The following is a 23,043-nucleotide window of genomic DNA, read 5'->3' on the forward strand; positions in this document are numbered from 1 at the left end:
GGAGGAAGGATGGGGGCGCAAGGGGCCAAACCTTGAGCTCCCGAGATCCAGCGCGATCAAGACCATCGTCGGGATGAAGCCGAGGTATTCCCGGGCACGGGCTGACGCGTAGTTGATGAAAAATCAACTCACGATACGTCTGGTCGGAAGGACCCGAGAGTGGAATAATTCCTGACGCTTTCCTTGTTCAGATTTTAAGTCGGCCCGAACCGGCCGGCGACGTGGATTTTCATCATGGCCGCACTTCCTCAGGACGTGGTGGCGGATTTGCAGCAAGAGAACGCGCGGCTCCTGGCCGAATTGCGCGCCGCACAAGATCGCGAGAGCGCTACCGCGGACATTCTCAAGATCATCGCCAGTTCGCCAGCAGAGGTGAACCCGGTATTCGATGCAATCGCGAAGCGGGCCAATGCCTTGCTCGGTGGCTTTTCGACGACCGTATTCCGTTTCATCGACGGCAATGCCCATTTGGTTGCATTCACGCCGACGAATTTTGCCGCCGATGCGGCTCTGAAGAATATGTTTCCGAGGCCGATTGCCGCTTTTGAGAGTTTCGGACAAGTCCAGGCGGGTCAGGTGGTGCCGACCCCCGACACTGAAATGCTGACGAACGAAATCAAAATGATCGCGCGCGCCCGCGGCTTTCGCAGCATGCTGTTCGTTCCGCTCACGACCACCGGCGTGGTGATCGGCATGATCAGCGTAACGCGAGTCGAGCCCGGTACCTTCGCTCCACATCATGTTCAACTTTTGCAGACCTTCGCCGATCAGGCCGTTATCGCCATCGAGAATGCGCGGCTGTTCAATGAGGTGCAGGCGCGCACGGAAGACTTGCGGGAATCGCTGCAGCAGCAGACGGCGACCGCCGATGTGTTGAAGGTCATCAGCCGCTCCGCGTTTGATTTGCAAACGGTTCTCGACACGCTCACGGAATCGGCGGCGTGGCTGTGTGGTGCCGACATGGCGGCAATCGTCCGGCAGGACACCGATGGCGCCTACTATCATGCAACTCGGTACAATTTCTCGCCCCAGTGGGCCGAGGTCTCGGCGGGCATTCGACTCAATGCTGGACGCGGCAGCGTCGTTGGGCGCGTCCTGCTGTCCAGCAAGGCTGTTCAGATCCAGGATGTCCTGGTCGATCCCGAATACGCTTTTCCCGAGCAGCAGAGGGCCGGCGGTTACCGGACCCTCCTGGGCGTACCTTTGCTTCGATCAGGAGAAACGATCGGCGTGCTGTTCCTCGGTCGCAAGGCCGTGAACTCGTTCACGGACAAGCAGATCGACTTGGTCTCCACTTTCGCCGATCAGGCGGTGATCGCGATTGAGAATGTCCGGCTGTTCGATGAGGTCGAAGCGAAGACGCGCGATCTCGCCGAATCCCTCCAGCAGCAAACCGCGACTGCCGATGTGCTGAAGGTGATCAGCCGCTCGACCTTCGACCTGCAGACCGTGCTCAACACGCTGGTCGAATCTGCGGCACGGCTGTGCGAAGCGGAGATGGCTTTCATCATGCGTCGCGAAGGCGATGAATATCAGGCCGGAGCAGCGGTGGGGTTTTCCGAGGAATACATCGCGTTCCTCCAGGGTAACCCGATTACGCCCGGCCGGAGCACGGTTACAGGCCGGGCCGTACTCGAGCGCCGCCCGGTGCAAGTCCTCGACGTCGCTGCCGACCCCGAATACGGCCTGCGCGAGTCGACTACCATGGCTGGTCAGCGCACGGCGCTCGGTGTTCCCCTCCTGCGCGAGAATGAGCCCATCGGAGCGATCGTGATCGCCCGCAGGCGTGTGCAGCCCTTCACGGAAAAGCAGATCGAGCTCGTCGCGACGTTTGCCGACCAGGCCGTGATAGCCATCGAGAATGTACGGCTCTTCGAACAATTACAGACCAGGACGCGAGACCTGTCCGAGGCGCTGACGTACCAGACCGGCAGCGCCAACATCTTGCGGGTTATCGCTTCCTCGCCGACCGAGGTCGGTCCGGTGCTCAAGGCGATCGTGGAAAGCGCATGCGGGCTTTGCGAGGCATACGATGCATTGGTGGTTCTAAGGGACGGCGACGACATCGTCATCCAAGCCCATCATGGACAAGTGCCCGTGGTGTGGAGCCGGCGGGTAATCAGTGTCAAATCGCCCACTGGCCGGGCGATTATCGACCGTCGCACCGTTCATGTGCACGACCTGCTCGGGCCCGAAGGCGAGGAGTTTCCGACCGGACGCGAATATGCGCTTCGCTCAAACGTTCGGACCGTTCTGAGCGTGCCGTTGTTGCGCGATGGCGAGAGCATGGGTGCAATCGTGCTGCGTCGTACGGAGGTTCGTCCATTTGGCGAGAAGCAGATCACCCTGCTTCAGACTTTCGCAGATCAAGCTGTCATCGCCATCGGCAACGTGCGTCTGTTCGAACAATTGAATGAATCGTTGGAGCGACAGACGGCAACGTCGGAGGTGCTGGAGATCATAAGCGCTTCATCGGGCGCCTTGACTCCGGTGTTCGACAAGATGCTGGAGAATGCGACGCGAATTTGTGGCGCCGGCTTCGGCACCATGAATCTCTATGAGGACGGCGGCTTTCGTACGGTCGCACTGCACAACGCGCCGCAAGCTTATGTTGATACCCGGCTATACCAGAGCATCCGCCCACATCCGGCAAGTGGGCTAGGCACTGTCGAGAAAACTCATCAGACGGTTCATATCGACGATATCAGGACTCAACCGCCCTACGTCGAAGGGAATCCGAACGTTCGCGCGCTTGCCGACCTTGCCGGCGCACGGACCCTCGTCATCGTGCCCATGCTCAAGGAAGATGAGCTGATTGGCACCATCACGATCTTCCGCCAGGAAGTTAAGTCCTTCACTGACAAGCAGATCGAGCTCGTATCCAACTTCGCACATCAGGGCGTGATTGCGATCGAGAATGCACGCCTCTTGAATGAGCTGCGAGAGCGCACAATGGAATTGTCGCAGTCTTTGGAGGAGCTGCGGAATGCGCAGGATCGGTTGATCCAGACCGAAAAGCTTGCCTCGCTGGGGCAACTCACCGCCGGCATAGCGCATGAGATCAAGAATCCGCTCAATTTCGTCAACAATTTTGCTGCGCTTTCGTCTGAACTGATTGATGAGCTCGGAGACGGACTGCGCTCAGCCGCACTCGGAGAGGCAGCAAGGCAGGACGTCGACGCGCTCATACACATGCTGCAAAGTAATCTGGAAAAGATCGTGCAGCACGGCAAGCGCGCCGATTCCATCGTCAAGAATATGCTTCTGCACTCGCGCGAAGGTTCTGGCGAGCGCCGTACGGCCGATATCAACGCCATCGTCGAGGAAAGTCTCAATCTTGCTTATCACGGCGCGCGCGCTGAAAAAGCGGGCTTCAATATCACGCTTGAAAGGAATCTCGATCAGTCTGCAGGGGCGCTCGATGTGTATCCGCAGGAGATCACGCGAGTGTTCCTCAATCTCATTTCAAATGGATTCTACGCGGCGAGCAAACAAAAGGACGCCCTTGGCGACGGCTTCGAGCCGAGACTGCGCGCGACGACCACAAGTCTCGGCGGCGCCGTCGAAATCCGGATTCGCGACAATGGCGCCGGCATCCCAGCCGACGTGAGAGAGAAGATATTCAACCCATTCTTCACGACCAAGCCCGCCGGTGAAGGAACCGGACTAGGCCTTTCAATCTGCCACGACATCGTTGTGAAGCAGCACGGCGGACGCATCGAGGTCGATACCGAGCCTGGCGATTATACCGAGTTCATCATTACGCTGCCGCGAACGCTGGCGGCACCATTGCAGACCGGAGGCAGAAGTTGAGCGTCTATATATTGATCGTCGACGACGAGCCGGACGTCGAGGCGTTGTTCCGCCAGCAGTTTCGGCGCGATTTGCGCGCCGGCCGCTTCCTCATGGAGTTCGCATCGTCCGCGCCCGCGGCCCTGGCGCGTGCGGTCGAGATCGAGGATGCCAACCTGATTCTGATCCTGTCCGACATCCACATGCCCGGAATGAGCGGGCTGGAGATGCTGCCGATCGTGCGCTCGGCCCGTCCCGATGTACCAGTCATCATGATCACGGCCTACGGTGACGCCGAGACCAAACGTAAAGCGCTGGCGAGCGGCGCAGCCGACCTGTTGACCAAACCAATCGACTTCGCGGCGCTGCGACAGGAGATCGATACGAGGCTCGAGCAGGCCGCGTGACCGGAAGCCTTGTCGTGGTCGATGACAAGCCGGAACGGGAGGTCGTAGCCCCTAACCAGGTGAGATCAGGCGTCCTGCGTCAATGTTCACTTAAAACACCGGGAGTTGAAAAATGAAGACGCTCTTGGTTCCGCTTCAGAATATTTCGATGATGACATCGACGCTCGATGTCGCCATAGGTCTCGCCCAACGTTCCGGCGCCTATATCGAAGGCTTTCCACTCCGGTTCGGCGTCCCTCAATACGTAGCGGCAGAATTGGCCACCGGCATTCTCTTGGATTCGTATCAGGTGAAAAGCGAAGCCGAACTGAACGATATGCGCGACTCCTTCGAAGCGTACATGCTGAAGCACGGTATTCCCCGAGCCACTGCGGCATCGAGTCGGCCATGCTTCGGCTGGCTCGAGACCGCGCCCGAAGGCGAAGACTTTGTCGGAAGTCATGGGCGCGCTTTCGATCTGATCGTGATGGCACGATCTGACGTTGATGCTGCGGGCCCTCACCGCCGCGCGATCGAATCCGCTCTGTTTGAGAGCGGCAGGCCCGTTCTACTGGCGCCACAGAGGGCACCAAGAAGCATCGCGACAAATATTATGATCCACTGGAATGGTAGTACCGAGCAAGCTCGGGCAAACGCATTTGCCATGCCGTTGCTTCGTTCGGCCGAAAGGGTATCGGTCCTAACCGTTATTGGCGGCCAAGGGGTACCAGGACCATCTGCCGATCAGATCGTCCAACAACTGCGGTACAATGACGTTGCAGCCCATGTGACAAGGGTTGAACTGGAGAATCGCGACACCGGACAGGCGGTCCTCGATGCCGCCAGAGCTCAAGGCTGCGATCTCTTGATCAAGGGAGCCTTCACCCGCACTCGGCTGCGGCAAATGATCTTCGGCGGGGCGACCAGCTACATCTTGGAACACGCGGCTTTGCCCGTCCTGATGGCTCATTAGAGCACGTCGGCCTCTCGCGGTATCATTGCCATCATGCCCCTGTTTTGCCCGACGGAGCAAACCGGAATTCGGAAAAGGCGCAACCCATTGATCCGACTGGTGTCGGCTACTGTGCATGGGGTTGTTTTCGACGTTTTTGTTTTGGACGGTCGACGGACAGCCGCCGGCGTCGGTCATCGTCCGCAACAAATATGGTTCAGGAGGATGGATGGTGGGCGCACAAGGGATCGAACCTTGGACCTCTCCCGTGTGAAGGGAACGCTCTCCCGCTGAGCTATGCGCCCGGGACCATCATGCAGACGGCCGGACCTTGTCGGCCGGCCGGCGCATCGGAGCCCGCGATTTAGAAGTGCGGGCCGAAGGTGTCAAGTTTTCAGGCGGCTTGAGGCCCGAAAACCTTCCGCGGATCGGCAGTTTGCAGGCGAAACCGCTGTTTGGGCCGCTTACGCGCCCTGCTGGCGGGCGCGGGAGGCGTGGGCCTGGAGCGCGCGGATGCGCTCGGCGAGCGTTCCGCCGCCTTCGGGCAGGCCGGGCGCGGTCGCGGCGTCGTTGGCCGGACGCGGGGCCGGCTTCGGCGGCTGGCCCGCCTCGGCCGCAAGCAGCGCCTCGATCGGCGAGTTCGGGCCTTCGAGCTGCATCGCCAGTTTTGCGACTTCGGCGGCGATGTCGTTGATGCGCTCGCGCAGCAGCGCGTTCTCCATGCGCTCGGTCGCCCAGGAGCTTTCCGCCTGCTGCTGGATCGCGTTGATGTCGCGCTGGAGCTTTGCACGCTCGTCGCGGGCGGTGCGAAGCTGCTCCTCCAGCGCGGTCTTTTCCGCGCGGAGCGTTTCGAACGCGGCCGAGGACTTGCCGCCGCTGAGGCCTGCGATCTCGACACGCAGCTCCTTGACGGTGCGCTCGCTGGCCTCGTGGGCCTGGCGCAGCTGGTTGTTCTCGTAGTCGCGCTCGGCCAGCAGCTTGCCCTGCGTGGCGAGGCGTCCCTCGAGGTCGGCGACCCGGCCCGACAGCATCTCGGCCTCTTTCACCTGCACGATGAGCTGGCGATCGAGCTCGGTGACGCGCTGGCTCAGATTCTCGACGCGGCCGCGGGCGTCGCCGAGCTCGCGCGAGGCGGTCTCGGATTCGGTACGCTCCTGCGCAAGCCGCGCCTGCGTTGCCGCAAATTCCTTCTCGGCGTCGCCGACGCGGTTCTTCAATTCCTCGATCTGCGCGCGCACCGCGACCAGCTCGACCTGGCGGCTCTCCGCCATCATCGAGCGGTCGGAGAGTTCGGAATTGATCTTGGCGAGTTCGTTCTGCTTGTCGGTCAGCGCGTTCTCGGCGGCGCGCAGGGCTTCGGTCTTGGCGTTGAATTCCTCCTCGGTGGCGCGGAGCTGCTCCTTCACCGCCTTCTCGCGCGCCTCCAGCGCGAAGATGGTGGCGTTCTTCTCGCCGAGCTCGATCTTCATGCGGTTGATGGCGTCGCTCTTCTTGCCGAGCTCGGCGAGCTGGCTCGTGGTCTTGTTCTTGAGCTGGTCGACGCTCATCTCGAGCCGTCGCGCCGACATGGCGAATTCGGCGCGGAGCTGGTCCTTGTCGGCCTGGATCTCCGCCATCGACAGCGGCGTGGCGGCCTCGAGCCGGCGCGTGGTCAGGCGCACCGCGCGGTTATGCACCAGCGGCACGATCGCAAGCCCGCACAGCATCGAGAGCAGGAAACCGATCGCCAGGTACATGATCGGTTCGACCATGGGCCAGAACTCCCAGAGCTAAGGAAAAATTTACCAAGGACAATGCATGGCGGGCCGGCAAAAAGCCAGCCCCGCCCTGTTGTTAACCTTGATCCCTACCCGGATGGGAGAAGCAGCCCTAGAACGGGTTCCAGGTCGCGCGCGGCGTGAATTTCAGATAGCCGATATTGGCTCCCAGCCGCAGGCCGAGGCCCGAGCGGATCGGCACCAGCACGATGTTGTTGGCGGTGAGCGCGGTCATGCCGAAGCCGCCGATGATATAGGCCGAGCCGTCGATGCCGCCGAAGCGCTGGTAGATCGCGTTGGTGGCGGGCAGGTTATAGACCAGCGTCATGGTGCGCGCGCCGTCGCCGCCCCAGTCGAAGCCGAGCGAGGGACCCTGCCAGTAGACGCGCAGATCGCCGGCGTTCTTGGTGTAGAGCGTGCCTTCGCCGTAGCGCAGGCCGGCGACGAAGGCGCCGGAGCCTTCCTCACCCAGGATATAGCCGTTCGGCAGGCCCCATTGGCTGACCGCCTTCTCGATGATCGAGGCGAGCCCGCGCGAGACGTTGCCGAAGAAACGGTGGCCGGCGGTGACGAGCTCGTCCGGCCCATAGGTCTGGGGCGTCGGGGTCCGCTGCGGCGGCGGCAAATTGGGCGGCGGCGCCTGCTGGGCGGAGGCCGGGGCGATCCAGCCGACCAGTGCGGCAAGCGCGACCGCAGCAAGGCGTGATGCGAAAGTCATAAAAGAACCCCTGGTATCGAATCCCGTTGCTTCCTTAACCTGACGCCAACAGGCACGGTCCTAGGTTGCGCCGGATGTCCCCTCGACTCGGATGTTATCCGCAGCAACTATGACGGCACAACGGCAGGAAGCCAGTCCTTTGCGCCCCGGAATTGCCTTGATCGGCCTCCTGATGTGCCTGCTGGCGGGCATTTGGATCAGCTGCTCGGGGTTGCCGGCGGAGGCAGCCACCACCGAGCGGGTCGTCGTCAATCGCTTCAGCGGCGTGGCGATCGAAGGCTTCGATCCCGTCGCCTATTTCGTCGATGGCGCGGCCGTGCAGGGATCGACGGAGTTCGAGGCGAACCTCTGGGGCGCGGTCTGGCGCTTCCGCAACGAGGGCAACCGGGCTTCCTTCCTGGCCCATCCCGAAATCTACGGGCCGCAATTCGGCGGCTACGATCCGGCCGACATCGCCCGGGGCGTGGCCATCGCCGCCAACCCCCGCTTCTACGTGATCTCGGCGCAGCGGCTCTATCTGTTCAGCCGGGAGGCCAATCGCGACGCCTTCGCCGCCGACCCGGAGCGCTTCCTCTATGAGGTGCGCAAGCGCTGGCCGGCGCTGCAGGACCAGCTTAGCCAATAACAGCTCGGTCAGTAGCGGCCTGGCGCCTGCGGATCGCCCCAGGCGACGAACTCCGGGATGATGAAGCCGGTGTCGCCGCGCTGACCGAATCGGAGCTCGCCACCCTTGCCGTCGGTGACTTTGCCCCCGGCCGCTGTCACGACGGCGCAGCCCGCCCCGACATCCCATTCGCACGTAGGCCCGAAGCGGGGATAGATGTCGGCGCTGCCCTCCGCGATCCGGCCGAATTTCACCGCCGAGCCGACGGTCTTCCTGACGGCATTGGGCCGGCCATTGATGAAGGCATCGCTCCTGGGATCGCCATGCGAGCGGCTCACCGCCGCGATCCACGGCGCGCCTTGCGCCGGCAGGGGGCGGGTGCGGACCGGCTCGGCAGCGCCGATGGTCGCACCGTCGAACCTGACGCGCTCGGCGCCGCGGCCGACGATGCCGCGCCAGAGCAGACCGAGGGCGGGGGCGCTGACGATGCCCAGCAGCGGCACGCCCTCGGTCACGAGGGCGAGGTTGACGGTGAACTCGTCACGGCCGGCGACGAACTCCTTGGTGCCGTCGAGCGGGTCGATCAGGAAGAAGCTGCCCTGAAACGGCGGGGCGGCGAGCTGGGTCCGCTCTTCCGACAGCGTCGGCACGTCGCCCGCAAGCTGCGCCAGGCCGTCCGCGATGACGCGGTCGGCGGCAAGGTCGGCCTCGGTCACGGGCGAGCCATCCTGCTTGCCGTCGACCCGCATTGCCGCGCGGTTGACCGCCAGGATTGCTTCACCCGCCTTCACCACCAGGGCGGTGAGCGGCTCCATCAGGCTGATAGCGGCGGCGCCGTCGATGATCCGTTTCACCAGCATGCCTCATTCATCGGCAATTCCATCCCACGCGGCTGATTCGCCCACGGCTTTATGGCCGCTTTCGAACCGATCGCAAGCTAGCTGCCACGGGCTTGCGAATGTTAGAACCCGCGGCACTCGCCAAGCATGCGTGATTCGCCGCGTCCGTGCCGTGCAATACCAGGAAACCTTTATGTCTGACGCTTCGTCACCCGGTACCGCTACTGCTCCCGATATGCTCGAACTCGCAGCACTCCTGTGCTCGCGGGTCTGCCACGATCTCATCAGCCCTGTCGGCGCCATCGTCAATGGGCTCGAAGTGCTCGACGACGATCCCAAGCCCGAGGATCGCGAGTTCGCGCTCGACCTGATTCGCAAGAGCGCGAAGACTGCCTCCGCCCGCCTCCAGTTCTGCCGGCTCGCCTTCGGCGCGGCCGGCTCGTCCGGCGCGCAGATCGATCTCGGCGATGCCCAGACCATGGCGCGCGGCCACATCGAGGACGGCAAGTGCTCGATCACGTGGAATCTGCCGCGGCTGCTGCTGCCGAAGAATCGCGTCAAGCTGCTGCTCAACATGCTGGTCGTTTCCCAGCACACGATCCCGCGCGGCGGCATGCTGACGATCGATCCGATCGGCGAGGGCGAGACCATGAGCTTCCGCATCACTGCGACCGGACATAATGCGCGCCTGCCGCAGAACATCTCCGAGCTGCTGAGCGGCGAGCGGGGACCTGCCGCGGACGCGCACGCGATCCAGCCTTATTATACGCGGCTGCTGGCGCAGGCCTGCGGACTCACGGTGACGCTCAAGCTGGAGGGCGAAGCCATCATCATTACCGCTTCGTAAACGAAGCGCGTCGCGCTCAATCGTTAATCCATTCTTCACGAGGCGCTTCGGCTTGTCCGGAGCGCCTTATCTCTTTGTTGGTTCCGTTCTTTTGCACATACTCAACCAATATTAAACGCTTTGCGGTGAAGCTGGCCCCATTCCGAAATGGCGCTCACAATTCGTGTGCGCCCTCCCTGTATGAAGGCCTGTTTTCATGGATGATCTGTTGCGGGAGTTTTTGACGGAGACCAGCGAGAGCCTGGACACCGTCGACAATCAGCTGGTGAAGTTCGAGCAGGAGCCGAACAACGCCAAGATCCTGGATAACATCTTCCGCCTGGTCCACACCATCAAGGGTACGTGCGGCTTCCTCGGGTTGCCGCGGCTCGAAGCGCTGGCGCATGCCGGCGAGACCCTGATGGGCAAATTCCGTGACGGCATGCCGGTGACCGGGCAGGCGGTGACGGTGATCCTGTCCTCGATCGACCGCATCAAGGAGATCCTGGCGGGTCTCGAAGCCACCGAAGCCGAGCCCGAGGGTACCGACCGCGATCTCATCGACAAGCTGGAAGCGATGGTCGAGCAGGGCATGGCCGCGATGGCTGCCGGCGCTGCTGCCGCGACCGCTCCCGTTGCCGAAGCCCCGCCGCTGGTGCCGGAAGCGCCTGTTGCTGCGGCGCCTGCACCGGCAAAAGAAATGACCGCCGGCACGCTGATCGACCAGACCCTGGAGCGCCCGTTGCGTCCGGGCGAAGTCTCGCTCGACGAACTCGAGCGCGCCTTCCGCGAGACCGCGATCGAAGCGCCGGCACCTGTTGCCAAGGCCGAGCCCGCGCCGGCTGCTGAAGCTCCTGCGCCCGTGGCCAAGGAAACGGCGAAGGAAGCCAAGGCGCCCAAGGAAAAGCCCGCACCGAGGAAGTCGGCCGCCGACGAGGGCGCTGGCGAGGGCGCCAGCATCGCCAACCAGTCGATCCGCGTCAACGTGGATACGCTGGAGCATCTGATGACCATGGTCTCCGAGCTGGTGCTGACCCGCAACCAGCTTTTGGAGATCTCCCGCCGCAACGAGGACACCGAGTTCAAGGTGCCGCTGCAGCGGCTGTCCAACGTCACCGCCGAGCTGCAGGAAGGCGTCATGAAGACGCGCATGCAGCCGATCGGCAATGCCTGGCAGAAGCTGCCCCGCATCGTCCGCGACCTGTCGAGCGAACTCGGCAAGCAGATCGAGCTGGAGATGCACGGCGCCGACACCGAGCTCGATCGCCAGGTGCTCGATCTGATCAAGGACCCGCTCACCCACATGGTGCGCAACTCCGCCGATCATGGCCTCGAGACCCCCGCCGAGCGGCTCGCGTCCGGCAAGGGCGAGCAGGGCACCATTCGCCTGTCCGCCTATCACGAGGGCGGCCACATCATCATCTGCATCGCCGACAACGGAAGAGGCCTCAACACCGAGAAGATCAAGGCCAAGGCGATCTCTAGCGGTCTCGTCACCGAGGCCGAGCTGGAGAAGATGTCGGAAGCCCAGATCCACAAGTTCATCTTCGCGCCGGGCTTCTCGACCGCGGCCGCCATCACCTCGGTCTCCGGCCGCGGTGTCGGCATGGACGTGGTGCGCACCAATATCGACCAGATCGGCGGCACCATCGACATCAAGTCGGTCGCCGGTGAAGGCTCGAGCGTCACCATCAAGATCCCGCTGACCCTGGCGATCGTCTCGGCGCTGATCGTCGAAGCCGCCGGCGATCGCTTTGCGATCCCGCAGCTCTCGGTGGTCGAGCTGGTCCGTGCCCGCGCCAACTCGGAGCACCGCATCGAGCGCATCAAGGACACCGCGGTGCTGCGCCTGCGCAACAAGCTGCTGCCGCTGATCCATCTGAAGAAGCTCTTGAAGATCGACGACGGCGCGGCCTCCGATCCCGAGAACGGCTTCATCGTGGTCACGCAAGTCGGCAGCCAGACCTTCGGCATCGTGGTCGACGGCGTGTTCCACACCGAAGAAATCGTGGTCAAGCCGATGTCGACGAAACTCCGTCACATCGACATGTTCTCCGGCAACACCATTCTGGGCGATGGCGCGGTCATCATGATCATCGACCCCAACGGCATTGCCAAGGCGCTCGGCGCCGCCGGCTCCTCGGCCCATGACATGGGCGACGAGAACGGCGCGCACCACATCGGCTCGGGCGAGCAGACCACCTCGCTCTTGGTGTTCCGCGCCGGCTCGTCGCAGCCCAAGGCGGTCCCGCTCGGGCTCGTCACCCGTCTCGAAGAGCTGCCGGCCGACAAGATCGAGTTCTCCAACGGCCGCTACATGGTGCAGTACCGCGAGCAGCTGATGCCGCTGGTCGCCATGGAGAGCGTCACCATTGCGAGCCAGGGCGCCCAGCCGATCCTGGTGTTCGCCGATGACGGCCGCTCCATGGGCCTCGTCGTCGACGAGATCATCGACATCGTCGAGGAACGGCTCAACATCGAGGTCGGCGGCTCCTCCAGCGGCATTCTCGGCTCGGCCGTGATCAAGGGCCAGGCCACCGAGGTGATCGACGTCGGCCACTTCCTGCCGATGGCGTTCTCGGACTGGTTCACCCGCAAGGAGATGAAGCCGTCGATGCATTCGCAGTCGGTGCTGCTGGTCGACGACAGCGCGTTCTTCCGCAACATGCTGGCGCCCGTGCTGAAAGCCGCCGGCTACCGCGTCCGCACCGCGCCGACCGCGCAGGAGGGCCTCGCGGCGCTCCGTGCCCAGACCTTCGACGTGGTCCTGACCGACATCGAGATGCCCGACATGAACGGGTTCGAGTTCGCCGAGACCATCCGTTCCGACAACAATCTCGGCTCGATGCCGATCATCGGCCTCTCGGCGCTGGTGTCGCCGGCGGCGATCGAGCGCGGCCGCCAGGCCGGCTTCCACGACTATGTCGCCAAGTTCGACCGTCCCGGTCTGATCGCGGCGCTGAAGGAACAGACCGCGGGTGCCGCCGGCGCCTCCGAGCTGAACCGGGCAGCGGCGTAAGAGCAGGACAGGGATCAGGAGTACGCACATGACCAAGAAGACCCAGATCGGCGAAGGCGCCATGGTCGAATACGTCACGGCGATGATCGGCGGCCAGCTGTTCGGCCTGCCGATCTCCCGCGTCCAGGACGTGTTCATGCCCGAGCGCGTCACCCGCGTTCCCCTGTCCTCGCGCGAGATCGCGGGCGTCCTGAACCTGCGCGGCCGCATCGTCACCGTGGTCGACATGCGCGCCCGCCTCGGCCTGCCCAAGCCCGAGGACGGCCAGACACCGATGGCGGTCGGCGTCGATTTGCGCGGTGAATCCTACGGCCTCCTGATCGACCAGATCGGCGAGGTGCTGCGGCTGGCCGAAGACGGCAAGGAAGAAAACCCCGTCAACCTCGATCCCCGCATGGCCAAGCTCGCCGGCGGTGTCCACCGCCTCGACGGACAGCTCATGGTCGTTCTCGACGTCGACCGCGTCCTCGAGCTCGCGCCCGAGATGATGGCGGCCTGATCCGGCGGCATCGCCGGCGGACTTGCAATTGGAAGTGCCCCGCAAAGGGGAGGAAGCAGAGGTTCACATGAGAACTTGTCTCGTCGTTGATGATTCCAGCGTGATCCGCAAGGTTGCGCGCCGGATCCTGGAGGGCCTCGACTTCCAGATCCTCGAAGCCGAGGACGGTGAGAAGGCGCTGGAAGCCTGCAAGCGCGGCTTGCCCGATGCGGTGCTGCTCGACTGGAACATGCCGGTCATGGACGGCTACGAATTCCTCGGCCATCTCAGGCGCATGCCCGGCGGCGACCAGCCCAAGGTGGTGTTCTGCACCACTGAGAACGACGTTGCGCATATCGCCCGTGCGCTGCATGCCGGCGCCAACGAATACATCATGAAGCCCTTCGACAAGGACATCGTGACCGCGAAGTTCCAGGAAGTCGGCCTTATCTGAGCGACCGCCCGGAGGCTGAACGGCTCCTTCGGCGCTTGTTTTTCCACTGTTCCGTTTCAGTCTGAGTTGGTGAGTAATGAGTGTTGCGTTCGCAGGTAATTCGACCACGAGCCCGTCGCGCGAAGCGGGACCTCTGCGCGTGATGATCGTCGACGACTCCGTCGTCATTCGCGGTCTGATCTCGCGCTGGGTCGGCGCCGAGCACGACATGGAGGTCGCAGCCTCGCTGCGCACCGGGCTCGAGGCGGTCAACCAGCTCGAACGCATCAATCCCGACGTGGCCGTGCTCGACATCGAAATGCCCGAGCTCGACGGCATCTCGGCGCTGCCGCAGCTGCTGGCGAAGAAGCGCGACCTCGTCATCATCATGGCCTCGACGCTGACCCGCCGCAATGCGGAGATCAGCTTCAAGGCGCTGTCGCTCGGCGCGGCCGACTACATTCCGAAGCCGGAATCGACGCGCGAGGCATCGGCCGCCGACATCTTTCATCACGACCTGATCCAGAAGATCCGCCACCTCGGTGCCCGGCTGCGCCGCAAGCCCGCGGTCGCGAGCCCGCCGCTGTCGCCTGCGAGCCCCGCACCGGCAGTACGTACACCGGCTGTCGCACGGCCGGCGGCGCCCGCACCGACGACGGCTCCGCATGCTCCGTCATCAGGAGCGCTGTCCACGCGCCCGTTCTCGACCCAGGCGCCGAAGGTGCTGCTGATCGGCTCCTCGACCGGCGGCCCGCAGGCGCTGATGGCGCTCGTCACCGAACTCGGCCCGGTGATCGACCGCTTCCCGGTGCTGATCACCCAGCACATGCCGCCGACCTTCACCACCATTCTCGCCGAGCATCTGGCACGCTCGAGCCGCAAGCCGGCAGCCGAGGCGGTCGACGGCGAGCCGGTGAAGCCGGGACGCATCTACCTCGCACCCGGCGGCAAGCACATGCGCGTCGTGCGCAGCGGCGCTGACGTTGCGATCGCGCTCGACGACGGCCCCGCCGTCAATTTCTGCAAGCCCGCGGTCGATCCGCTGTTTACCTCGGCCATCGACATCTGGCACGGCAGCATCCTCTCGGTGATCCTGACGGGCATGGGCTCGGACGGCATGCGCGGCGGCAAGGACATCGTCGCCGCCGGCGGCAGTGTGATCGCGCAGGACGAAGCCTCCAGCGTGGTGTGGGGCATGCCGGGCGCGGCGGCCAATGCCGGCATCTGTGCGGCGATCCTGCCGCTCAACCAGATCGGCGCCAAGGTCAACCGCCTGTTCGCGGGAGACCGCTCGTGACGCCGACGGACTACGACTATCTGCGCAAGTTTCTGAAAGAGCGCTCCGGCCTCGATCTCTCGCCCGACAAGCAGTATCTGGTCGAGAGCCGGCTGCTGCCGCTCGCGCGCAAGGCAAGCCTTCCCGGCATTCCCGATCTCGTGCTGAAGATCAGGAACGGTGACGGCCGCCTTGCAACCGACGTGGTCGAGGCGATGACCACCAACGAGACCTTCTTCTACCGCGACAAGATTCCGTTCGATCATCTGCGCGAAACCATCCTGCCGGGTCTGCTCCGGGCGCGCGCGGCGCGCAAGAGCTTGCGCATCTGGTCGGCGGCATCCTCGACGGGACAGGAGCCCTATTCGATCGCGATGTGCGTGAAGGAGATGGGCGCGGCCTTCGCCGGCTGGCGCATCGAGATCGTCGCCACCGATCTGTCGCAGGAGGTGCTGGAGAAATCCAAGGCCGGAATCTACAGCCAGTTCGAGGTGCAGCGCGGCCTGCCCATCCAGCACCTGATGAAATACTTCACGCAATCCGGCGAAGTCTGGCAGCTCAATGCCGACATTCGCGCGATGGTGCAGTTCCGCCAGCTCAATCTGTTGCAGGATTTCTCCCATCTCGGCACGTTCGACGTGATTTTCTGCCGCAACGTGCTGATCTATTTCGACCAGGACACCAAGGCGGTGATCTTCGAGCGGATGGCGAAGGGCATGGAAGCCGATGGCACGTTGCTGCTCGGTGCTGCCGAGTCCGTCGTCGGCATCACCGACGTGTTCCGCCCCATCACCGAGCGCCGCGGTCTCTATCAGCTCAACCCCGCGCGCTCCGGCCGTCCGATGGGCGGGCTGATGCCGCCGTCGCTGAAGATCGCCGCGGCGAGGTGAGATGCTTCTTCACTTTCTCCCACAAGAGGAGAAGGAAGAAGCCACTTCTCACAAAATCGCATGCGGCAAGAAGCGCGAGCGGTTGCCCGTGATCGGGCCTTCGTCTTCGCGGATCGACAGGCCGCAGGGCTCGTGGTTCACCAGCCAACTTCCAATCACCGGATAGAAGCCCGAAAAATTCGGCAGCGGCGACATCGCCTGCCGGATAAAGCCTTCGGCGCCGTAGGGGCCTGCCTGCGCGTCCAGCGATACGCCGCCAGACACCAGCGTGACATTGGCGCCTTCGCGTGACAGCAGCGGCTTGCGCACATAGGACGTTCCGAGCTCCGCTGCTCGCGCGTCATCCTCGAAGAAAGCCGGCAGCAGATTGGGATGGTTCGGAAACATCTCCCACAGCAGTGGCAGGATGCCCTTGTTGGAGAGCACCGCCTTCCACGGCGGCTCGACCCAACGTGTGCCTGCGTCCTTGAGCTTGGCGCCGAAGGCGTCGTGGAACATCCACTCCCAGGGATAGAGCTTGAAGGCCAGCGCGATGTCGTGGTCGTCGAGATCGACGAAGCCGCCGGGCTCGTCGCGCCAGCCGACCTCTTCGATGTCGAGCAGCCTGGTCGAGAGCCCGGCCTGGCGCGCGGTGTCCTCGAGATAAGCGAGCGTGCCGGCATCCTCCTCGTTGCCGGTGGCACCGGTGAGGTGGACGTGGCGGCCGGCTGCGATTTCCTTCCACGCCGCGATCAATCGCTCATGGATGGAGTTGAACTGATCGGCGCGCGCCGGAATGACGCGGCGTTCGATCGCCTGTTCGAGCCAGGTCCATTGAAACACCGCGGCCTCGAAGATCGAGGTCGGCGTATCCGCGTTGTATTCGAGCAGCTTTGCCGATCCTTTGCCGTCGAACTTCAGGTCGAGGCGGCCATAGAGGCTGCGGTCGTCGCGCTCCCAGCTCTCGGCGATGAAGCTCCAGAACGCTTCTGGAATTCTCAGGCGCCGCAGATGCCGCTCGTCGCCGATCACGCGGTCGGCAAGCTCCAGGCACATCGCGTCGATCTCGCCGGTCGGGCTCTCGATGCCGCGCTCGATCTCGTCGAGCGTGAAAGCGTAATAGGCGCGCTCGTCCCAATAGCGCTCGCCGTCGATGGTGTGGAAGGCGAAGCCGCATTGTGCTGCGGTTTCTCGCCAGTCGTTGCGTTCGAGACAGGTGATGCGCTGCATGGATCAGCCGCCGCCCGAGAAGCCGTGGCCGAACGAGCCGAAGCCGCCGCGGCTCACGCTGCTGTGGCCGGAATCGGACGACGTTCCCGAGGAAGAATGGCTCGAGGAATCGCTGCTGAAGAAGCTCGATCGCGACGACCAGCGCGAGCTGCCGCTCGAGGAGCTGCTTCTGCTGCTGCACGTGGTGCTCGCCTGCACCGGCGGATCCGTTCCGGGCGGAGGCGGCTCGCAATTCTGCCGCGGCATCATCGTGTAGGCGGTGGTGCCGACCGCGAGCGTGCCCATCACCAGCAGCGCGACATGGCCGGAGCGCTTCGCCAGCGGCCGCGCAGGCGGCGGCGCGGCTGGCGGCCGGCGCTTGCCGAACTGCTTGCTGGAGGGTTTGTCCGCCATGTCAGTAGATCATGCAGGCGGCGTTGAGCAGGCCTGCGGCGAGCGAGGACAGCCCGAGCCAGATCGCCGGGGCAAGCTCGCCTGCGGCAATCCGTCCCGACAGGTTGGGCACCGGCACCCTCACCAGAAAGAACACGATGATCTGCACGATCAGCGCGATGATCGCCCAGATCAGGCAGTCCAGCACATTGGCCGAATGCGCGATGGCGCTGACCAGCGGCGCCACGAAGCCGAGCAGGCTGAGGCCGAGCGCGATGGCCGCGGCCGGCTCGTTGTCGCGGATGAGCTGGAACTCGTTATGCGCGGTGATGCGGGTGTAGACGAACAGATACGCCACGATCGCGATCAGACCGGTGCAGAAATAGACCAGGAAGGCGGGCAGGCCGGCTAGTGATTGCAGGATCATCGTTCCCCCATCATGCAGCGACCATTCGTCGGCGAGGGGAGGATAGCGGTTCAAACATTAAGCTTCGGATGAAGCGATCCCCCAAAAAACAAAACCCCGCCATTTGCGGCGGGGTCCAGGCTGGGAGGAGCGAGCCCGACGGGGCTCGCGACGTAAACTGATCAGGCGGGAATGCGCTCTTCGTGCTCGTGCGGCTCGCGCAGCACGTAGCCGCGGCCCCACACGGTCTCGATGAAGTTGCGGCCCTCGGAGGCGTTGGCCAGCTTCTTGCGGAGCTTGCAGATGAAGACGTCGATGATCTTCAGCTCGGGCTCGTCCATGCCGCCATAGAGATGGTTGAGGAACATTTCCTTGGTGAGGGTCGTACCCTTGCGGAGCGAGAGCAGCTCCAGCATCTGGTATTCCTTGCCGGTCAGATGCACGCGCTGGCCGCCGACTTCCACCGTCTTGGTGTCGAGGTTGACGACGAGGTCGCCGGTCTGGATGACCGACTGGGCGTGACCCTTGGAGCGGCGCACGATCGCGTGGATGCGGGCAACCAGCTCGTCCTTGTGGAAGGGCTTGGTCATGTAGTCGTCGGCACCGACGCCGAGACCCTTGACCTTGTCCTCGATGCCGGCGAGGCCGGAGAGGATCAGAATCGGTGTCTTGATCTTGGAGACCCGGAGCTGCTTGAGCACGTCGTAGCCGGACATGTCGGGCAGGTTGAGGTCGAGGAGAATGATGTCGTAGTCGTATAATTTACCGAGATCGACGCCTTCTTCCCCCAAATCGGTCGTGTAGACGTTGAAGCTCTCAGACTTCAACATCAGCTCGATCGACTGCGCGACGGCGCTGTCATCTTCAATCAGCAAAACGCGCATGCCAGTTCCCCATAGTCGCCGCTCCTGGGCGTCAGGTCGGCCGCATTCGCGGCACTCAACAAAACGCCTTTGAACAACTGATTCGGATCCTGACAACAGATGGTTAACAAATCCTGATTCTGGAACGCAAGTCCCCTGGGTGCAATTTTTCTCGAATCGCCCTAAGGTCTTGCGCGCGAAGCAGCTTTCGTTATCCGACTCCGTTCAAGTTCCACTTTAAGAGACGGGCCTAACCGACTCCCGCGACTCAGCCTTCTTCTGAAGGGGAGCCACGCTCAGTCACAAAGACAGTGACGCAATGATTAACGATGCGGGTAAACACGAAGTTAAGCGCCGTTCAGAAATATGGCGAAACTTAAGAGTTTCACCGTGAAGGCCCGGATATCCAAGGCGAGTACCTTAATGAAGGCCCTCTCATGAAGGCTCTTGCCGAACAGATCGGCGATATCGACGGCGTCAACATCTATGGCCGCGTGGTCGGCGTTCGTGGCTTGATGGTCGAAGTGGCTGGACCCATTCACGCGATGTCGGTCGGTGCGCGTCTCGTGATCGAGACCGGCGCCAACCGTTCCATTCCCTGCGAGGTGATCGGCTTCTCCGGCAACAATGCTGTCGTGATGCCGTTCGCCGGCCTCGACGGCGTGCGGCGTGGCTGCAAGGCGGTCATCGCCAATGCCGCCAATCAGGTGCGGCCGTCGGTGGCCTGGCTCGGCCGCGTCATCAACGCGCTGGGCGAGCCGATCGACGGCAAGGGGCCGTTGCCGCAAGGCCCGGCGCCGATGCCGTACCGCAATTCGCCGCCGCCGGCGCATTCGCGCAAGCGGGTCGGCGCGCCGCTCGATCTCGGCGTGCGCGCGATGAACACGTTCCTCACCTGCTGCCGCGGCCAGCGCATGGGCATTTTCGCAGGGTCCGGCGTCGGCAAATCGGTGCTGCTCTCGATGCTCGCGCGCAACGTCGATGCCGCGGTCAGCGTCATCGGGCTGATCGGCGAACGCGGCCGCGAGGTGCAGGAGTTTTTGCAGGACGACCTCGGCGAGGAGGGTCTGGCGCGCTCCGTCGTGGTGGTCGCGACCTCGGACGAGCCGGCGCTGATGCGCCGCCAGGCGGCGTATCTGACGCTCGCGGTCGCCGAATATTTTCGCGACGAAGAGAAGGACGTGCTCTGCCTGATGGACTCGGTGACGCGCTTTGCCATGGCCCAGCGCGAGATCGGCCTGTCCGCCGGCGAGCCGCCGACCGCCAAGGGCTATACGCCGACCGTGTTCACTGAGCTGCCAAAGCTGCTGGAGCGTGCCGGGCCGGGCCTCGGGGAGGGCGCCATCACCGCGATCTTCACGGTGCTGGTCGACGGCGATGATCATAACGAGCCGATCGCCGACGCCGTCCGCGGCATCCTCGACGGCCATATCGTGATGCAGCGCTCGATCGCCGAACGCGGCCGCTATCCCGCCATCAACATCCTCAAATCGGTCTCCCGCACCATGCCGAAATCGGCCGACCCGCAATTCTGGCCGACCATCCAGAAGGCGCGGGCGGTGATGGCAACCTATGCCGACATGGAGGAATTGATCCGGTTAGGGGCCTACCGGGCCGGCTCCAGCCCCGAGGTCGACGAGGCGATCCGGCTGCACGAGCCGCTGGAAGCGTTCCTGCGCCAGCGCAAGGACGAAAATGCATCGCTGGCGGACGGCTACCGCCAATTGGCTCATATCCTCGGTAATTTGGAAACGGAACGCTAACTTTGTCCCGTCATCATCCCATCCCACAGAGTAGCAGAGCCGGTCTTGGCCCCTGTTGGGCCTGTGGGGAGACCGGTGACGTCCCAATGTGTGTCTGTCTTGCAGCCAAGGGACTTCTGGGGAGTACGAGTCGATGAAGTCACGTGATACCCTCATCCGCCTGAAGAAGTTTCAGGTCGACGAGAAGCGCCGCCGGGTCACCCAGATCGAGACCATGATCGCCGACTTCCAGCGGATGTCGACCGATCTTGAACGCGAGATCACGACCGAGCAGGAGCGCGCCGGGATCAACGATCCCTCGCATTTCGCTTATCCGACCTATGCCAAGGCCGCGATCCAGCGCCGCGAGAACCTGACCCGCTCGGCCGACGAGCTGAAGGGCCAGCTCGACGAAGCCAAGGCCGCTTTGGCCGAGGCCTTCGAGGAGCTGAAGAAGGTCGAGCTGCTTGATGAGCGCGACCAGGCCCGCGAACGCGCCGAGGAAAACGCCCGCGAGCAGGCCGACCTCGACAGCATCGGCCTGATGCGCGCCCGGATCGGCGCCGTCGCCTGAAGACGCGGCCGGCCGCCTCGCCGCCGAGAATTTCAAAACCCGGACCCGCAAGGTCCGGGTTTTCGCATTTGCTATCCACAGTGTGGCGCCCCGCCCCTTGGTGATGGGCTTTGCCGCGCGCTATGGTAACGGAGTGCCAGGGCCTGCGCGGAACGCGATGGGCCCGCGTGTGGGGGGCTGAATGCTGACGCCAGCAGAGCTGGTCGGGCTGATTGGGGCGGTCGCCAAGGGCGATCAGGCCGCGTTCGAGCGCCTCTATGCCGCCACGCGCGCGAAACTCTATGGCGTCGTGCTCCGTATCTTGCGCCGACAGGATCTCGCAGAGGAGGTCATTCAGGAGACCTACGTCAAGATCTGGAACAGCGCCGGCCAGTTCAATCCGGCCCTGTCGTCGCCGATCACGTGGATGGCGTCGATCGCGCGCAACCGCGCCATCGACATCGTGCGCAAGAAGACGGAAGTCTCCATCGAGGAAGAGCCGCAGGCGATGGATGTCGCAGCCGACAGCCCCGATCCGCTGGCGCGGCGGGAGATGACCGAGGAATTGAAGCGGCTGCTCGAATGTATCGGCCGGCTCGAGCCGGATCGTCAGAGGCTCGTGCTTCTCGCCTATTACAACGGCTGGAGCCGCGAGCAATTGGCGGAGAAATTCTCAGCGCCCGTCAACACGGTGAAGACGTGGCTCCGGCGCAGCATGTTGGATATCCGCGAGTGCCTCGGCCTGTGAGGACTCGTCCTGTGAAGGTGGTTTTGGACTGCATGTGATGGCCTACACGGAGGACCATATCGCGCTCGCCGCGGAATACGCGCTCGGTACGCTCGACGCCGACGAGCGCGCGCAGGTCGAGACCATGATGGCGGTGGACAAGGCGTTCGCCGATGTCGTGCAGGCCTGGGCCTACCGGCTCGGCGTCCTCAACCAGATGGTCGGCTCGATCGAGCCGCGTCCGATCGTGTGGGAGAACATCCGGTCCGAGCTTGCGCGGATGGATTTTGCGCAGGAAGCGCCTGCGATGTCCGACGTTGCGCCGCCACCGCCTCCGCCTGCGCCCGAGGTCACTGTGCCGCCGGAATTGCCGTCGGAAGATACGAAGCAGCCGGCGCCACAGCCTCCCGAAGCAGAGCAGTCCGGCACAGTGCAGCCGGCGTCCGATGCAATTCCGGACATTGCGCCGATCTTCATGCCGCAGGTCCATGCGCCCGATCCCGAGGTCGTGCGCACGCCACCGCCGCCGGTCGCCGACAACGGCAACGTGATCCGGCTCGAGAGCCGCGTGAAGCGGTGGCGCAACATCGCATCCGCCGTGGGCGCGCTCGCGGCCGCGCTGCTGGTGACGCTGTCGCTCCAGATCCTCCAGCCCGACGCGCTGCCGGGCGCATTGCGTCCGGCGCCGCGCATCCAGACGGTCGAGGTCAAGACGCCGCTCACGGCGTCGTCGCAATATGTCGCGCTGTTGCAGGGCCAGGGCGGCGGCCCCGCCTTCATTCTCACGGTCGACGGCACGACCAGGAATTTCACCGTGCGCAAGGTCGGCGCGACGCCGGAGCCCGGCAAGAGCTTCGAGCTCTGGCTGATCTCCGACAAGCTGCAGCGTCCGCGCTCGCTCGGCGTGATCGGCGCGGGCGATTTCACCGCGCGTCCATTGCTCGGCTCCTACGATGCCGACGTCGTCAATGGCGCGACCTACGCCGTCACGGTCGAGCAGGCCGGCGGCTCGCCGAACGGCCAGCCGACCTCGGCGCCGGTGTTCTCCGGCAAGCTGATCGAGACCGTGCCACCGTCTCAGCCGCAGGCGCCCGCGAAGAAATAGGTGCCGTAGCCCATGCGGGCTACGAGACCGCGTTCCTGTCGCCCCGGTCCATCCCGCCGTCGCATCCCGACAAGTCCCGCCGAATCCGCCCCTGAT

Annotated in this window: 21 protein-coding genes and 1 tRNA gene; 14 read left to right on the forward strand and 8 right to left on the reverse strand. The window is 63.9% G+C overall.

Features of this window, described 5'->3' with window-relative positions:
• Positions 1 to 234: 234 nt before the first annotated feature.
• From I3J27_RS06745 to I3J27_RS06755, 3 genes are all read left to right on the forward strand, one after another.
• Positions 235 to 3,813: a GAF domain-containing protein gene (locus I3J27_RS06745; protein ID WP_270166772.1), complete on the forward strand. Its 3,579-nt coding sequence runs from the start codon at positions 235 to 237 to the stop codon at positions 3,811 to 3,813.
• Entirely contained in the window at positions 3,810 to 4,199 is a 390-nt protein-coding gene (locus I3J27_RS06750) for a response regulator (protein WP_270166774.1), read from the forward strand. The genes I3J27_RS06745 and I3J27_RS06750 overlap by 4 nt, the downstream gene beginning before the upstream one ends.
• A 112-nt stretch (positions 4,200 to 4,311) precedes the next feature.
• On the forward strand, positions 4,312 to 5,151 hold the full coding sequence (locus I3J27_RS06755) for a universal stress protein (protein ID WP_270166776.1): 840 nt from the start codon (positions 4,312 to 4,314) through the stop codon (positions 5,149 to 5,151).
• Between the two features lie 209 nt (positions 5,152 to 5,360).
• On the opposite strand, the gene I3J27_RS06760 is transcribed toward I3J27_RS06755, so the two are convergent.
• The 3 genes from I3J27_RS06760 to I3J27_RS06770 all read right to left on the reverse strand — a co-directional run bounded on the left by I3J27_RS06760 (position 5,361) and on the right by I3J27_RS06770 (position 7,605).
• A tRNA-Val gene (locus I3J27_RS06760) sits at positions 5,361 to 5,435 on the reverse strand.
• 159 nt (positions 5,436 to 5,594) lie between these two features.
• Positions 5,595 to 6,881 (reverse strand): coiled-coil domain-containing protein, encoded by a 1,287-nt coding sequence (locus I3J27_RS06765; RefSeq protein ID WP_270166778.1) that lies wholly within the window; start codon positions 6,879 to 6,881, stop codon positions 5,595 to 5,597.
• 118 nt (positions 6,882 to 6,999) lie between these two features.
• Positions 7,000 to 7,605, reverse strand: coding sequence for a DUF1134 domain-containing protein (locus I3J27_RS06770; RefSeq protein ID WP_270166780.1), 606 nt, complete (start codon positions 7,603 to 7,605; stop codon positions 7,000 to 7,002).
• Positions 7,606 to 7,744: 139 nt separating this feature from the next.
• Here I3J27_RS06770 and I3J27_RS06775 point away from each other — a divergent pair, with 139 nt between their 5' ends.
• The gene (locus I3J27_RS06775; protein ID WP_270172598.1) at positions 7,745 to 8,230 is read left to right on the forward strand and encodes a YHS domain-containing (seleno)protein; all 486 of its coding nucleotides are present in this window, start codon (positions 7,745 to 7,747) and stop codon (positions 8,228 to 8,230) included.
• An 8-nt stretch (positions 8,231 to 8,238) separates the two neighbouring features.
• Here the strand turns inward: I3J27_RS06775 and I3J27_RS06780 are convergent, their stop codons facing one another.
• Complete coding sequence (locus I3J27_RS06780) at positions 8,239 to 9,069, reverse strand: 3'(2'),5'-bisphosphate nucleotidase CysQ family protein (protein WP_270166783.1); 831 nt, start codon at positions 9,067 to 9,069, stop codon at positions 8,239 to 8,241.
• Positions 9,070 to 9,241: 172 nt separating this feature from the next.
• On the opposite strand from I3J27_RS06780, the gene chpT reads away from it, so the two are divergent.
• From chpT to I3J27_RS06810, 6 genes are all read left to right on the forward strand, one after another.
• Positions 9,242 to 9,895 (forward strand): histidine phosphotransferase ChpT, encoded by a 654-nt coding sequence (gene chpT / locus I3J27_RS06785; protein WP_270166785.1) that lies wholly within the window; start codon positions 9,242 to 9,244, stop codon positions 9,893 to 9,895.
• 196 nt (positions 9,896 to 10,091) lie between these two features.
• Positions 10,092 to 12,893, forward strand: coding sequence for a hybrid sensor histidine kinase/response regulator (locus I3J27_RS06790; RefSeq protein WP_270164746.1), 2,802 nt, complete (start codon positions 10,092 to 10,094; stop codon positions 12,891 to 12,893).
• 28 nt (positions 12,894 to 12,921) lie between these two features.
• Complete coding sequence (locus I3J27_RS06795) at positions 12,922 to 13,392, forward strand: chemotaxis protein CheW (RefSeq protein WP_270166787.1); 471 nt, start codon at positions 12,922 to 12,924, stop codon at positions 13,390 to 13,392.
• Between the two features lie 67 nt (positions 13,393 to 13,459).
• Positions 13,460 to 13,825, forward strand: coding sequence for a response regulator (locus I3J27_RS06800; RefSeq protein ID WP_007600538.1), 366 nt, complete (start codon positions 13,460 to 13,462; stop codon positions 13,823 to 13,825).
• Between the two features lie 76 nt (positions 13,826 to 13,901).
• Entirely contained in the window at positions 13,902 to 15,101 is a 1,200-nt protein-coding gene (locus tag I3J27_RS06805) for a protein-glutamate methylesterase/protein-glutamine glutaminase (RefSeq protein ID WP_270166832.1), read from the forward strand.
• Positions 15,098 to 15,970 (forward strand): CheR family methyltransferase, encoded by an 873-nt coding sequence (locus I3J27_RS06810; protein ID WP_270166834.1) that lies wholly within the window; start codon positions 15,098 to 15,100, stop codon positions 15,968 to 15,970. Before I3J27_RS06805 ends, I3J27_RS06810 begins: the two co-directional genes overlap by 4 nt.
• Positions 15,971 to 16,018: 48 nt before the next feature.
• On the opposite strand, the gene I3J27_RS06815 is transcribed toward I3J27_RS06810, so the two are convergent.
• The 4 genes from I3J27_RS06815 to ctrA all read right to left on the reverse strand — a co-directional run bounded on the left by I3J27_RS06815 (position 16,019) and on the right by ctrA (position 18,841).
• On the reverse strand, positions 16,019 to 17,179 hold the full coding sequence (locus I3J27_RS06815) for a glutathionylspermidine synthase family protein (protein ID WP_270166836.1): 1,161 nt from the start codon (positions 17,177 to 17,179) through the stop codon (positions 16,019 to 16,021).
• 3 nt (positions 17,180 to 17,182) lie between these two features.
• A complete protein-coding gene (locus I3J27_RS06820) occupies positions 17,183 to 17,572 on the reverse strand; it encodes a hypothetical protein (RefSeq protein WP_270166838.1) in 390 nt (129 codons plus the stop codon).
• Between the two features lies 1 nt (position 17,573).
• Positions 17,574 to 17,978, reverse strand: coding sequence for a DUF350 domain-containing protein (locus tag I3J27_RS06825; RefSeq protein WP_270172600.1), 405 nt, complete (start codon positions 17,976 to 17,978; stop codon positions 17,574 to 17,576).
• 161 nt (positions 17,979 to 18,139) lie between these two features.
• Positions 18,140 to 18,841, reverse strand: a complete 702-nt coding sequence (ctrA, locus tag I3J27_RS06830) for a response regulator transcription factor CtrA (protein WP_008138878.1) — start codon at positions 18,839 to 18,841, stop codon at positions 18,140 to 18,142.
• Between the two features lie 416 nt (positions 18,842 to 19,257).
• On the opposite strand from ctrA, the gene fliI reads away from it, so the two are divergent.
• The 4 genes from fliI to I3J27_RS06850 all read left to right on the forward strand — a co-directional run bounded on the left by fliI (position 19,258) and on the right by I3J27_RS06850 (position 22,947).
• On the forward strand, positions 19,258 to 20,583 hold the full coding sequence (fliI, locus tag I3J27_RS06835; RefSeq protein ID WP_270166844.1) for a flagellar protein export ATPase FliI: 1,326 nt from the start codon (positions 19,258 to 19,260) through the stop codon (positions 20,581 to 20,583).
• 133 nt (positions 20,584 to 20,716) lie between these two features.
• Positions 20,717 to 21,136, forward strand: coding sequence for a flagellar export protein FliJ (gene fliJ, locus I3J27_RS06840; protein ID WP_008138882.1), 420 nt, complete (start codon positions 20,717 to 20,719; stop codon positions 21,134 to 21,136).
• Positions 21,137 to 21,317: 181 nt separating this feature from the next.
• Positions 21,318 to 21,863, forward strand: coding sequence for a sigma-70 family RNA polymerase sigma factor (locus I3J27_RS06845; RefSeq protein ID WP_270166848.1), 546 nt, complete (start codon positions 21,318 to 21,320; stop codon positions 21,861 to 21,863).
• Between the two features lie 37 nt (positions 21,864 to 21,900).
• On the forward strand, positions 21,901 to 22,947 hold the full coding sequence (locus I3J27_RS06850) for an anti-sigma factor (protein WP_270166850.1): 1,047 nt from the start codon (positions 21,901 to 21,903) through the stop codon (positions 22,945 to 22,947).
• Positions 22,948 to 23,043 lie beyond the last annotated feature (96 nt).

Origin of the sequence: Bradyrhizobium xenonodulans, from assembly GCF_027594865.1 — a bacterium.
GTDB lineage: Bacteria > Pseudomonadota > Alphaproteobacteria > Rhizobiales > Xanthobacteraceae > Bradyrhizobium > Bradyrhizobium xenonodulans.